Annotated in this window: 10 protein-coding genes; all 10 read right to left on the bottom strand. The window is 69.0% G+C overall.

The features are described 5' to 3' along the window. Window positions 1–102 precede the first annotated feature (102 nt). From nuoN to nuoE, 10 genes are read right to left on the bottom strand one after another with little or no spacing between them, the layout of a single operon-like run. Window positions 103–1,785 (bottom strand): NADH-quinone oxidoreductase subunit NuoN, encoded by a 1,683-nt coding sequence (gene nuoN / locus ACIBI4_RS07850; protein WP_399202768.1) that lies wholly within the window; start codon window positions 1,783–1,785, stop codon window positions 103–105. Beyond that, window positions 1,782–3,365 carry an NADH-quinone oxidoreductase subunit M gene (locus ACIBI4_RS07845; RefSeq protein WP_399202767.1) on the bottom strand — a complete coding sequence of 528 codons (1,584 nt, stop codon included), beginning with the start codon at window positions 3,363–3,365 and terminating at the stop codon, window positions 1,782–1,784. Before ACIBI4_RS07845 ends, nuoN begins: the two co-directional genes overlap by 4 nt. A gap of 5 nt (window positions 3,366–3,370) precedes the next feature. Beyond that, window positions 3,371–5,269 carry an NADH-quinone oxidoreductase subunit L gene (nuoL, locus tag ACIBI4_RS07840; RefSeq protein ID WP_399202766.1) on the bottom strand — a complete coding sequence of 633 codons (1,899 nt, stop codon included), beginning with the start codon at window positions 5,267–5,269 and terminating at the stop codon, window positions 3,371–3,373. A gap of 16 nt (window positions 5,270–5,285) precedes the next feature. Then, the gene (gene nuoK, locus ACIBI4_RS07835; protein WP_399202765.1) at window positions 5,286–5,585 is read right to left on the bottom strand and encodes an NADH-quinone oxidoreductase subunit NuoK; all 300 of its coding nucleotides are present in this window, start codon (window positions 5,583–5,585) and stop codon (window positions 5,286–5,288) included. Next, window positions 5,582–6,403 carry an NADH-quinone oxidoreductase subunit J gene (locus ACIBI4_RS07830; protein ID WP_399202764.1) on the bottom strand — a complete coding sequence of 274 codons (822 nt, stop codon included), beginning with the start codon at window positions 6,401–6,403 and terminating at the stop codon, window positions 5,582–5,584. Before ACIBI4_RS07830 ends, nuoK begins: the two co-directional genes overlap by 4 nt. Further along, window positions 6,400–7,095, bottom strand: coding sequence for an NADH-quinone oxidoreductase subunit NuoI (gene nuoI, locus ACIBI4_RS07825; protein ID WP_399202763.1), 696 nt, complete (start codon window positions 7,093–7,095; stop codon window positions 6,400–6,402). Before nuoI ends, ACIBI4_RS07830 begins: the two co-directional genes overlap by 4 nt. Further along, window positions 7,088–8,461, bottom strand: coding sequence for an NADH-quinone oxidoreductase subunit NuoH (gene nuoH / locus ACIBI4_RS07820; RefSeq protein ID WP_399202762.1), 1,374 nt, complete (start codon window positions 8,459–8,461; stop codon window positions 7,088–7,090). The genes nuoI and nuoH overlap by 8 nt, the downstream gene beginning before the upstream one ends. Next, complete coding sequence (locus ACIBI4_RS07815; RefSeq protein ID WP_399202761.1) at window positions 8,458–10,956, bottom strand: NADH-quinone oxidoreductase subunit G; 2,499 nt, start codon at window positions 10,954–10,956, stop codon at window positions 8,458–8,460. Before ACIBI4_RS07815 ends, nuoH begins: the two co-directional genes overlap by 4 nt. Next, complete coding sequence (gene nuoF / locus ACIBI4_RS07810) at window positions 10,953–12,305, bottom strand: NADH-quinone oxidoreductase subunit NuoF (RefSeq protein ID WP_399202760.1); 1,353 nt, start codon at window positions 12,303–12,305, stop codon at window positions 10,953–10,955. Before nuoF ends, ACIBI4_RS07815 begins: the two co-directional genes overlap by 4 nt. Beyond that, on the bottom strand, window positions 12,302–13,024 hold the full coding sequence (gene nuoE, locus ACIBI4_RS07805; RefSeq protein WP_399203223.1) for an NADH-quinone oxidoreductase subunit NuoE: 723 nt from the start codon (window positions 13,022–13,024) through the stop codon (window positions 12,302–12,304). The genes nuoF and nuoE overlap by 4 nt, the downstream gene beginning before the upstream one ends. Between the last annotated feature and the right edge of the window lie 4 nt (window positions 13,025–13,028).

Raw genomic sequence — 13,028 nt, 5'->3', positions numbered from 1 at the left:
TCGTTCGGATCGCCTCAAACGCCGGCGGGGCTGGAATGGGGCTGATCACGCCGACCGCCCGGCCCCCAAGGGGAGCCGGGCGGCGGACACGGGCCGGCAGGATCAGCGCACGAACACGCTCGACTGATTCGCCAGGTCCAGGAAGTACTGCGGGGCCAGGCCCAGGACCAGGGTCACGGCCACGCCCACGCCGATGGCCGTCATCGTCAGCGGGGACGGAACCGCCACCGTCGGACCCTCCGGCTTCGGCTCGCTGAAGAACATCAGGACGATGACCCGGATGTAGAAGAACGCCGCGATGGCCGAGGAGATCACACCGACCACGACCAGCACTCCCGCGCCGCCCTCCGCCGCCGCCTTGAACACCGCGAACTTGCCCGCGAAGCCCGAGGTCAGCGGAATGCCGGCGAACGCGAGCAGGAAGACCGCGAAGACGGCCGCGACCAGCGGCGAACGGCGCCCCAGACCCGCCCACTTCGACAGGTGTGTCGCCTCGCCCCCCGCGTCCCGCACCAGCGTGACCACGGCGAACGCACCGATCGTCACGAAGGAGTAGGCGAGCAGGTAGAAGAGGACCGACGAAATGCCGTCCGGGGTGGTGGCGATGACACCCGCGAGGATGAAGCCCGCGTGCGCGATCGACGAGTACGCGAGGAGCCGCTTGATATCGGTCTGCGTGATCGCGACGATCGCGCCGACCAGCATCGTGACGATCGCGACGCCCCACATCACCGGGCGCCAGTCCCAGCGCAGGCCGGGCAGGACCACGTACAGCAGACGCAGCAGCGCGCCGAACGCCGCGACCTTCGTGGCCGCCGCCATGAAGCCCGTGACCGGTGTCGGGGCGCCCTGGTACACGTCCGGGGTCCACATGTGGAACGGGACCGCGCCGACCTTGAAGAGCAGGCCCATCAGGATCAGGGCGGCGCCGATCAGGAGGAGCGCGTCGTTGCCCATGGTGTCGGCGAGCGCCGGGTTCATGTTCTGCACGGTGCCGTCGACGACGTCCGCGATCCCGCCGTACGTCACCGTCCCCGCGTATCCGTACAGGAGCGCGATGCCGAAGAGCAGGAACGCGGAGGAGAACGCGCCGAGCAGGAAGTACTTGACCGCGGCCTCCTGCGACATGAGCCGCTTGCGGCGGGCCAGGGCGCAGAGCAGGTAGAGCGGCAGCGAGAAGACTTCCAGCGCGATGAAGAGCGTCAGGAGGTCGTTCGCCGCGGGGAAGACCAGCATGCCGCCGATCGCGAACAGCGCGAGCGGGAACACCTCGGTCGTGGCGAACCCGGCCTTCACCGCGGCCTGTTCGCTGTCACTGCCGGGCACGGACGCGGCCTGGGCCGCGAACGAGTCCACCTTGTTGCCGTGCGCCGCCGGGTCGAGCCGGCGCTCGGCGAAGGTGAAGAGCGAGACCAGACCGGCCAGCAGGATCGTGCCCTGCAGGAACAGGGCGGGTCCGTCGACCGCCAGGGCGCCCATGGCCGTGACGTCCGAGTTCGTGGTGGCGCGCCCGTCGGCCGCGAGCGCGACCACCGCGGCGAACGCCGAGATCAGCGCCACCACGGACAGGAAGAGCTGCGCGTAGTACCGCGAGCGCCGCGGCACGAACGCCTCGATCAGGATGCCGAGCACCGCCGCGCTGATCACGATGAGCGTGGGGGCGATCAGGCTGAACGAGATCTGCGGGCTGATGATCTCGACCGGCTCCGCGGCCGTGGCCCAGAGGCCGTCTACGGCCCGCAGGCCGTCAGTTGTCCACAGGCTGTGGACGGCAGTTGCGCTCACTTGGCCGCCACCTCCGGCTCGGGGTCGGGGTTCTCATCCCCGTAGACATCGGACAGCGTGTGCTTGACCGCCGGGTCGACCAGTTCGGTCACCGGCTTCGGGTACACGCCGAGGAAGACGAGGAGCACGATCAGCGGTCCCACGACCAGGAGTTCGCGCAGCTTCAGGTCGGGCATCTTGACCGCGTCGACCTTCACCGGGCCCGTCATCGTGCGCTGGTACAGGACCAGCGAGTACAGCGCGCCGAGCACGATGCCGATCGTGGCGATGATGCCGATCACCGGATAGCGCGAGAACGTGCCGACCAGGACCAGGAACTCGCTGACGAACGGGGCGAGCCCCGGCAGTGACAGCGTGGCGAGCGAGCCGATCAGGAAGGTGCCGGCCAGGACCGGCGCCACCTTCTGCACTCCCCCGTAGTCCGCGATGAGCCGCGAACCGCGCCGGGAGATCAGGAATCCGGCCACCAGCATCAGTGCGGCGGTCGAGATGCCGTGGTTGACCATGTACAGCGTCGCGCCGGACTGCCCCTGGGTCGTCATGGCGAAGATGCCCATGATGATGAACCCGAAGTGCGAGATCGACGCGTACGCCACCAGGCGCTTGATGTCGCGCTGGCCGACCGCGAGCAGCGCCCCGTACACGATGGAGATCAGGGCGAGGACCAGGATGGCCGGGGTCGCCCACTGCGAGGCCTCGGGGAAGAGCTGCAGGCAGAAGCGGAGCATCGCGAAGGTGCCGACCTTGTCGACCACCGCCGTGATGAGCACCGCGACCGGGGCCGTGGCCTCGCCCATCGCGTTCGGCAGCCAGGTGTGCAGCGGCCACAGCGGGGCCTTCACCGCGAAGGCGAAGAAGAAGCCGAGGAACAGCAGGCGCTCGGTGTTGGTGGCCATCTCCAGGTCACCGGCCGCGCGCAGCTCGGCGATCTCGGTCAGCGAGAAGGTGCCGGCCACCACGTACAGGCCGATCACCGCGGCCAGCATGATGAGGCCGCCGACCAGGTTGTAGAGCAGGAACTTCACGGCCGCGTACGAGCGTTGGGCCGCCGCGTTCTGGTCCGAGCCGCTGTGGGCGCGGTCGCCGAAGCCGCCGATGAGGAAGTACATCGGGATGAGCATGGCTTCGAACAGGATGTAGAAGAGGAAGACGTCGGTGGCCTCGAAGGAGAGGATCACCATCGCTTCCACCATCAGGATCAGGGCGAAGAAGCCCTGGGTCGGGCGCCACCTCGTGTTCCCGGTCTCCTGCGGGTCCGCGTCGTGCCAGCCCGCCACGATGATGAACGGGATGAGCAGCGCGGTGAGCGCGATCAGCGCCACCCCGATGCCGTCCACGCCCAGTTCGTAACGGACCCCGAAGTCGGCGATCCAGGAGTGCGACTCGGTCAGCTGGTAGCGGTCGGCGCCCGAGCCGGTGTTGAACCGGATCATGACGACGGCCGCGAGGGCCAGCGTGACCAGCGAGAAGAACAGCGCGAGCCACTTGGCCGCGGTGCGCTTGGCGGCGGGCACGGCGGCGGTGGCGATCGCACCGATCGCCGGCACCGCGGCCGTCGCTGTCAGAAGAGGAAAGGACATCGTGATCAGACCGCCCTCATCAGCAGGGTCGCGGCAACCAGTACCGCCGTACCGCCCAACATCGAGACCGCGTAACTGCGGACGAAGCCGTTCTGCAGCTTGCGCAGCCGGCCGGAGAGCCCGCCGAACGAGGCGGCCGTGCCGTTGACCACGCCGTCGACCAGGGAGTGGTCGACGTAGACCAGCGAGCGCGTGAGGTGCTCGCCGCCGCGGACCAGGACCACGTGGTTGAAGTCGTCCTGGAGCAGGTCGCGGCGGGCGGCCCGGGTGAGCAGCGAGCCGCGCGGCGCGGTGACCGGCACCGGGCGCTTGCCGTACATGAACCAGGCGATCGCGACACCGATCAGGAGCACGACCATGGTCGCCCCGGTGATGGCCGGAACGCTGATCACCGGGTGCGGGTGCTCGAACGTCGTGACCGGCTCCAGCCACTTCACGAACGCCTCGTTGAGCGAGAAGAGACCACCGGCGAAGACCGAGCCGAAGGCGAGGACGATCATCGGGATCGTCATCGACTTGGGCGACTCGTGCGGGTGCGGCTCATTGCCTTCCGCATCCGGCTGCCAGCGCTTCTCACCGAAGAAGGTCATCAGCATCACGCGCGTCATGTAGAACGCGGTGATGCCGGCGCCCAGGAGCGCGACCCCGCCGAAGATCCAGCCGCGGATCCCGTCGTCGTACGCGAACGCCGCCTCGATGATCTTGTCCTTGGACCAGAAGCCGGACAGACCCGGGAAGCCGATGATCGCGAGGTAGCCGAGCCCGAACGTGATGAACGTGACCGGCATGTACTTGCGCAGACCGCCGTACTTCCGCATGTCGACTTCGTCGTTCATGCCGTGCATGACCGAACCGGCGCCGAGGAAGAGCCCGGCCTTGAAGAAGCCGTGCGTCACCAGGTGCATGATCGCGAAGGCGTAGCCGATCGGGCCGAGGCCGGCCGCGAGGATCATGTAGCCGATCTGCGACATCGTGGAGCCCGCGAGGGCCTTCTTGATGTCGTCCTTCGCGCAACCGACGATCGCACCGAACAGGAGCGTGACAGCTCCGACGATGACGACGGCGAGTTGGGCATTCGGCGCTTCGTTGAAGATCGCGCCGGAGCGGGTGATCAGGTAGACGCCCGCGGTCACCATCGTCGCGGCGTGGATGAGGGCCGAGACCGGGGTCGGGCCCTCCATCGCGTCCCCGAGCCAGGACTGCAGCGGCACCTGGGCCGACTTGCCGCACGCCGCGAGCAGCAGCATCAGACCGATCGCCGTGGCCTTGCCCTCGCCGGCGTCATCGGCCCCCGCGAGCACGTCGCCGAAGGCGAAGGTCCCGAACGTGGTGAACATCAGCATGATCGCGATGGACAGGCCCATGTCGCCGACGCGGTTGACAAGGAAGGCCTTCTTCGCCGCGGTGGCCGCGCTGGGCTTGTGCTGCCAGAAGCCGATGAGCAGGTACGACGCGAGGCCGACACCCTCCCAGCCGACGTACAGGAGCAGGTAGTTGTCGGCGATGACGAGGATCAGCATCGCCGCGAGGAACAGGTTCAGATAGCCGAAGAAGCGGCGGCGCCGCTCGTCGTGCTCCATGTAGCCGATCGAGTAGATGTGGATCAGCGAGCCCACACCGGTGATCAGGAGCACGAACGTCATCGACAACTGGTCGAGCTGGAAGGCCACATCGGCCTGGAAGCCGCCGACCGGGATCCAGCTGAACAGGTGCTGGTGCATTGCGCGGTCGCCGCCGTCGCGGCCCAGCATGTCGATGAACAGAAGCACGCCGACGACGAACGAAGCCAGCGCGAGCAGCGTGCCGAGCAGATGGCCGGCCTTGTCGAGCCGGCGCCCGCCGCACAGCAGGACCACCGCTCCGAGCAGAGGCGCCGCGACAAGCAGCGCAATCAAGTTCTCCACGATTCTCCCGGCCCCTTTAGAGCTTCATCAGGCTGGCGTCGTCGACCGAGGCCGAGTGGCGGGCACGGAACAGGGACACGATGATCGCGAGCCCGACGACGACCTCGGCGGCGGCGACGACCATCGTGAAGAACGCGATGATCTGGCCGTCGAGATTGCCGTGCATCCGCGAGAAGGCCACGAACGCGAGATTGCAGGCATTGAGCATGAGCTCGATGCACATGAACACGACGATCGCGTTCCGCCTGATCAGGACGCCGGTGGCGCCGATCGCGAACAACAGGGCGGCGAGATACAGGTAGTTCACCGGGTTCACTTCGCGGCCTCCTCTTCACGATCGAGGTCCCGGCCGAGCCGCTCGGCCGAGCGCTGCTCCAGGGCCGCCAGGTCGTTGAGCGCCTCGCCGGACACATCGCGGATCTGACCGCGCTGGCGCAGGGTCTGCATCACCGTGAGCTCGGACGGGGTGCCGTCGGGCAGCAGACCGGCGATGTCCACCGCGTTGTGCCGGGCGTAGACACCGGGCGCCGGGAGCGGCGGCAGGTGCTTGGCCTCGCGGACGCGCTGCTCGGCCAGCTCGCGCTGGGTCTTGGCGCGCTCGGTGCGCTCGCGGTGCGTGAGCACCATCGCGCCGACGGCGGCCGTGATGAGCAGGGCACCGGTGATCTCGAAGGCGAACACGTACTTCGTGAAGATGAGGGCCGCGAGACCCTCCACGTTCCCGGCGGCGTTCGCCACGGCGAGTCCGCTGAACTCCGTGATCGCCGCGTTCCCGATGCCGCCCACGAGGAGCACCGCGAAGCCGAGGCCGCAGAGCAGGGCCAGCCAGCGCTGGCCCTTGATGGTCTCCTTCAGGGAGTCCGCCGCGGTGACACCGACGAGCATGACCACGAAGAGGAAGAGCATCATGATCGCGCCGGTGTAGACGACGACCTGCACGATGCCCAGGAAGTACGCCCCGTTGGCGAGGTAGAAGACCGCCAGGATGATCATGGTGCCGGCCAGGCACAGCGCGCTGTGGACGGCCTTCTTCATCAGGATCGTGCAGAGCGCGCCGATCACGGCGACGGTGCCGAGCACCCAGAACTGGACGGCCTCACCGGTGGAGGTGGTGTACGCGGCGAGCGTGCTCATGCCTCCACCTCCTCGGCTTCGGCAGCCTCCGACTCGCCCTTGGAGACGGCCACTTGGCGCTCCGTACCGGGCGCGGCCTCGGTGACGAGACCCCGGTAGTAGTCGCCCTCGTCCATCCCCGGGTAGATCGCGTGCGGGCTGTCGACCATGCCCTCGTCGAGCCCGGCGAGCAGCTGCTCCTTGGTGTAGATGAGGTTCGCGCGGCTGGAGTCGGCCAGTTCGAACTCGTTCGTCATCGTCAGCGCGCGCGTGGGGCAGGCCTCGATGCAGAGCCCGCACAGAATGCAGCGGGCGTAGTTGATCTGGTAGACGCGGCCGTAGCGCTCACCCGGCGAGTAGCGCTCCTCGTCCGTGTTGTCGGCGCCCTCGACATAGATGGCGTCGGCGGGACAGGCCCAGGCGCACAACTCGCAGCCGACGCACTTCTCGAGCCCGTCGGGATGCCGGTTGAGCTGGTGCCGGCCGTGGAAGCGCGGCGCCGTGGTCTTCGGCTGTTCCGGATACTGCTCGGTCAGCCGCTTCTTGAACATGGCCTTGAAGGTGACACCGAACCCGGCCACAGGATTGTGGAACCCCTGCGCCGTGTCCTTGCCCTCGTCCGACGCCGAGCCCGGCCCGCCGGGCTGCGCGGGCAGCCCTGCGGACGTCGGCTCGACCGACTTGCCTGTTCCCTCGGACATTTCCTCAGACACCGTCCGCCTCCTTTCCGTCACTGGGAGTATCCGCGCCGCCACTGACAACCAACTCCCGTTCCTGGCGCGACCGTCGGCGCGGCACCGGGGGAAGGGTCTGGCCGGGCTTGGGCGGTACGGGGAAGCCGCCCGCCATCGGGTCGAAGACCTGCGGGTCCTGCCCGGTCTCCGGCTCCTGTTCCTTGGGCTTCGACCGGAACATGTCCACCACGAACGACAGCACAAGGAGCGTGAGGACTCCGCCGCCCACGTACATCACGATCTCGGCGGAGTCGATGTTCTTGTTGCGCAGCGTGCGCACGGTGGCGACGAGCATCAGCCACACGACGGAGACCGGGATGAGCACCTTCCAGCCGAGCTTCATCAGCTGGTCGTAGCGCACGCGGGGCAGCGTGCCGCGGAGCCAGATGAAGAAGAACAGCAGCAGCTGGACCTTGAGGACGAACCAGAGCATCGGCCACCAGCCGTGGTTGGCGCCCTCCCAGAAGGTGCTGACCGGGTACGGGGCCCGCCAGCCGCCCAGGAAGAGGGTGGTCGCCACGGCCGAGACCGTCACCATGTTCACGTACTCGGCGAGCATGAAGAGCGCGAACTTGATGGACGAGTACTCGGTGTTGAAGCCGCCGACGAGGTCGCCCTCGGACTCCGGCATGTCGAACGGTGCGCGGTTCGTCTCGCCGACCATCGTCACGATGTAGAGCAGGAACGAGACCGGAAGCAGCAGGATGTACCAGCGGTCGCCCTGCGCCTCCACGATCGTCGAGGTCGACATCGAGCCCGAGTAGAGGAAGACGGAGGCGAACGCGGCGCCCATCGCGATCTCGTACGAGATCATCTGGGCGCAGGAGCGCAGACCGCCGAGCAGCGGGTACGTCGAGCCGGAGGACCAGCCCGCGAGGACGATGCCGTAGATGCCGACCGACGCGACCGCGAGGATGTAGAGCATCGCGATCGGCAGGTCGGTGAGCTGCATCGTGGTGCGCGTGCCGAAGATCGACACCTCGTTGCCCGCGGGCCCGAAGGGGATCACCGCGATCGCCATGAAGGCCGGGATGGCCGCGACGATCGGCGCCAGGACATAGACGACCTTGTCGGCGCGCTTGACGATGACGTCTTCCTTGAGCATCAGCTTCACGCCGTCCGCGAGGGACTGAAGCAGTCCCCACGGGCCGTGGCGGTTGGGGCCGATGCGCAGCTGCATCCAGGCGACGACCTTGCGCTCCCACACGATGGAGAACAGCACGGTCACCATCAGGAACGCGAAGCAGAAGACCGCCTTGATGGCGACCAGCCACCACGGGTCGGTGCCGAACAACGACAGATCCTCCGCGGCGATGCTCACCGCGGGAGCCACTGCGGGGCTCATGCCTCCACCTCCGCGCCATCCGAAGCGCCCGTGGCCGGGCCGATCCTGACCAGCTCACCCGGGCGGGCCCCGGTGTCCGAAGTGACGCCGCCGCCCACGGAGTTCATCGGGAGCCAGACCACACGGTCGGGCATCTCGGTGACCTGCAGCGGCAGCGTCACGGATCCGGCGGGCCCGCCGACGGCCAGCTCGTCCCCGTCCTTGACCCCGGCCTCGGCGGCCGTGGCGGCGGAGACCCGGGCGACGGCCGCGTGCCGCGTGCCCGCGAGCGCCGCGTCGCCCTCCTGCAGCCTGCCCTGGTCGAGCAGCAGCCGGTGGCCCGCGAGCACCGCCTCGCCGGCGCCCGGACGGGGCACCTGCCCGCCGGTCTCCAGGGGTTCGGTGGCCCGCGGACCGGTCCAGGGGCCGAGGCGGTCCAGCTCGCGGTGGATGGACGCGTTGTCCGGCAGCGCGAAGTGGACGTCCATGGCGTCCGCGAGCATGTGCAGCACCCGCGCGTCGCTCGGCGACAGGGTGCGGGTCATCATGTCCGGCTTGAGCGCGGCCTCGAACGGCCGGGCGCGGCCTTCCCAGTTGAGGAAGGTGCCGGGCTTCTCGGCGACCGCGGCCACCGGCAGGACGACGTCCGCGACCGCGGTGACCTCGCTCGGCCGCAGCTCCAGCGAGACCACGAAGGCCGCGCCGAGCGCCTCGCGCGCCCGCGCCGGGTCCGGCAGATCGGCGACCTCGACGCCCGCGACGACCAGCGCGCCGAGCTCGCCGGTCGCGGCGGCCTCGACGATCTGGCCGGTGTCACGGCCGTAGCGGTGCGGGAGTTCGGCCAGGCCCCAGGCCACGGCCACCTCCTCGCGCGCCCGCGGGTCGGTCGCCGGACGGCCGGCCGGCAGCAGCGAAGGCAGCGCGCCCGCCTCGATGGCGCCACGCTCCCCCGCCCTGCGCGGGATCCACAGCAGTTGCGCGCCGGTCGCGGTGGCCGCCCGCATCGCCGCGGTCAGCGCGCCCGCGACGGACGCGAGCCGCTCACCCACCACGATCACGGAGCCTTCGCCGCGCAGCGCCTCGGCCGCGACGGCGCCCTCCTCGCCGAGTCCGACGCCGGAGGCGAGCGCGTCGAGCCACTCCGTCTCGGTGCCGGGAGCGGCGGGAAGGAGCGTGCCGCCGGCCTTCTCCAGACCGCGCGTCGCGTGGGTGGCCAGACCGAAGGTGCGCTGGCCGGACTTGCGCCAGGCCTTGCGCAGCTTGAGGAAGACGCCGGGCGCCTCCTCCTCGGCCTCGATCCCGACGAGCAGGACCGCGGGGGCCTTCTCCAGTTTCGTGTACGTGACGCCCGAACCGTCGAGGTCACGGCCCCGTCCCGCCACGTGAGCGGCCAGGAAGTCGGCCTCCTCGGAGGAGTGCACGCGGGCACGGAAGTCGACGTCGTTGGTGTCGAGGGCCACGCGCGCGAACTTGCTGTACGCGTAGGAGTCCTCGACGGTCAGCCGGCCGCCGGCCAGGACGCCCGCGCGGCCGCGCGCGGAGAGCAGCCCCTGGGCCGCGGCCTCCAGCGCCTCGGGCCAGGACGCGGGCTCCAGTTCACCGGAGGAGTTCCGTACGAGAGGGGTCGTGAGCCGGTCGCGCTGCTGCGCATACCGGAACCCGAACCGCCCCTTGTCGCACATCCACTCCTCGTTGACCTCGGGGTCGTCGGCGGCGAGCCGCCGCATGACCTTGCCGCGCCGGTGGTCGGTACGCGTGGCGCAGCCGCCCGCGCAGTGCTCGCACACCGACGGCGAGGACACGAGGTCGAAGGGGCGCGAGCGGAAGCGGTACGCGGCCGAGGTGAGCGCGCCCACCGGGCAGATCTGGATGGTGTTCCCGGAGAAGTACGACTCGAAGGGGTCGCCCTCACCGGTACCGACCTGCTGCAGCGCACCGCGCTCGATCAGTTCGATCATCGGGTCGCCCGCGACCTGGTTCGAGAACCGGGTGCAGCGGGCGCAGAGCACACAGCGCTCGCGGTCGAGCAGTACCTGCGTCGAGATCGGCACGGGCTTCTCGTACGTGCGCTTCTTGCCCTCGAAGCGCGAGTCCGACTGGCCGTGCGACATCGCCTGGTTCTGCAGCGGGCACTCGCCGCCCTTGTCGCAGACGGGGCAGTCCAGCGGGTGGTTGATGAGCAGGAGCTCCATCACACCCTTCTGCGCCTTCTCCGCGACCGGCGACGACAGCTGCGTCTTGACGACCATGCCGTCGGTGCAGGTGATGGTGCAGGAGGCCATCGGCTTGCGCTGGCCCTCGACCTCGACGATGCACTGGCGGCAGGCGCCGGCCGGGTCGAGCAGCGGGTGGTCGCAGAAGCGCGGGATCTCGATGCCGAGTTCCTCGGCGGCCCGGATGACCAGGGTCCCCTTGGGGACGCTGATGTCGACGCCGTCGATCGTCAGCGAGACGAGATCTTCCGGCGGGACCGCCGCCTCTCCGCCTCCGGAGGGAGCGCTGGTGGTCACAGTCATGCGTTCACCTCCGAGTGCTTGTCCGCCCACAGCGTCGACTTGGCCGGATCAAAGGGGCAGCCCTTGCCGGTGATGTGCTGCTCGTACTCCTCGCGGAAGTACTTGAGCGAGGAGAAGATCGGCGAGGCGGCGCCGTCGCCGAGGGCGCAGAAGGACTTGCCGTTGATGTTGTCGGCGATGTCGTTCAGCTTGTCGAGGTCGGACATGACGCCCTTGCCGGCCTCGATGTCGCGGAGCAACTGCACCAGCCAGTACGTGCCTTCGCGGCACGGGGTGCACTTGCCGCAGGACTCGTGGGCGTAGAACTCGGTCCAGCGCGTGACGGCCCGTACGACACAGGTGGTCTCGTCGAAGCACTGCAGCGCCTTGGTGCCGAGCATCGACCCTGCGGCGCCCACACCCTCGTAGTCCAGCGGGACGTCGAGGTGCTCGTCCGTGAACATCGGGGTCGAAGAGCCGCCCGGCGTCCAGAACTTGAGGCGGTGCCCGGCCCGCATCCCGCCGCTCATGTCGAGCAGCTGGCGCAGGGTGATGCCGAGCGGGGCCTCGTACTGGCCGGGGCTGGTGACGTGGCCGCTCAGCGAGTACAGCGTGAAGCCCGGGGACTTCTCGCTGCCCATCGACTTGAACCAGTCCTTGCCCTTGTTGAGGATCGCGGGAACAGACGCGATGGACTCCACGTTGTTCACGACAGTGGGGCACGCGTACAGACCCGCGACCGCCGGGAAGGGCGGCCGGAGGCGGGGCTGACCCCGTCGGCCTTCCAGAGAATCGAGGAGTGCGGTCTCTTCACCACAGATGTACGCGCCGGCGCCTGCGTGCACGGTGATGTCGAGGTCGAGTCCGCTGCCGAGGATGTCCTTGCCGAGGAAGCCCGCTTCGTACGCCTCGCGCACGGCCTCGTGCAACCGCCGCAGCACGGGGACGACTTCACCGCGCAGGTAGATGAACGCGTGGCTCGACCTGATCGCGTAACACGCGATGATCATGCCCTCGATCAGGCTGTGCGGATTGGCGAAGAGGAGCGGGATGTCCTTGCAGGTGCCCGGCTCCGACTCATCGGCGTTGACGACCAGGTAGTGCGGCTTGCCGTCGCCCTGCGGGATGAACTGCCACTTCATGCCCGTCGGGAAGCCGGCGCCGCCGCGGCCGCGCAGACCCGAGTCCTTCACGTACGCGATGAGGTCGTCGGGTGACATCGCGAGGGCCTTGCGCAGGCCCTCGTATCCCTCATGGCGCCGGTAGGTCTCGATCGTCCAGGGCTTCTCCTCGTCCCAGAACGCGGAGAGCACCGGGGCGAGCACCTTCTCGGGGCTCGTCTCGTTGATCTCGGCTGCCAAGGTCATCACTCCCCCTCCTCTGTGTCCGTGCGGTCGGATACGACCTCGTCACGGGGGTGCGGCACGGGGGTCTCGCCCTTGGCGAGCTTCAGACCCACCAGGGAGGCGGGACCGGCGCCGCCGGACTCGTCCACCGCGCCTTCGCGCTGGTCGGGGAAGCCGGCCAGGATGCGCGCGGTGTCCTTGAATGTGCACAGGCGCGCGCCGCGCGTGGGCTGCACCTCGCGCCCGGCACGCAGGTCGTCGACCAGCTGTCGCGCACTGCCCGGGGTCTGGTTGTCGAAGAACTCCCAGTTCACCATCACGACGGGCGCGAAGTCGCAGGCCGCGTTGCACTCGATGTGCTCGAGGGTGACCTTGCCGTCCTCGGTGGTCTCGTTGTTGCCGACGCCGAGGTACTGCTTGAGGTCCTCGAAGATGGCGTCGCCGCCCATGACGGCGCACAACGTGTTGGTGCAGACGCCCACTTGGTAGTCGCCGGACGGCTTGCGGCGGTACATCGTGTAGAACGTCGCCACAGCCGTGACCTCGGCCGTGGTCAGCCCGAGGGCATCGGCGCAGAACTGCATGCCGGTACGGGTGACATGGCCCTCCTCGGACTGCACGAGGTGCAGCAGCGGCAGCAGCGCCGAGCGCGAGTCCGGATAGCGGGCGATCACGTCCTTGGCATCGGCTTCGAGCCGGGCACGGACGTCGGCCGGGTAGTCGGGGGCCGGCAGCTGGGGCATGCCC

Source organism: Streptomyces sp. NPDC050418 (genome assembly GCF_044458745.1).
Lineage (GTDB): Bacteria > Actinomycetota > Actinomycetes > Streptomycetales > Streptomycetaceae > Streptomyces.
The sequence above is the reverse complement of the archived record's forward strand: the minus strand, read 5'-3'. Positions and strand labels throughout refer to the sequence as shown.

Excerpts from the sequence above, each read along its gene's own strand:
- ACIBI4_RS07830 (WP_399202764.1), bottom strand. The coding sequence starts at position 6,403 with ATGAGCACGCTCGCCGCGTACACCACCTCCACCGGTGAGGCCGTCCAG.
- ACIBI4_RS07845 (WP_399202767.1), bottom strand. The coding sequence starts at position 3,365 with ATGTCCTTTCCTCTTCTGACAGCGACGGCCGCGGTGCCGGCGATCGGT.
- nuoE (WP_399203223.1), bottom strand. The coding sequence starts at position 13,024 with ATGCCCCAGCTGCCGGCCCCCGACTACCCGGCCGACGTCCGTGCCCGG.
- ACIBI4_RS07815 (WP_399202761.1), bottom strand. The coding sequence starts at position 10,956 with ATGACTGTGACCACCAGCGCTCCCTCCGGAGGCGGAGAGGCGGCGGTC.
- nuoH (WP_399202762.1), bottom strand. The coding sequence starts at position 8,461 with ATGAGCCCCGCAGTGGCTCCCGCGGTGAGCATCGCCGCGGAGGATCTG.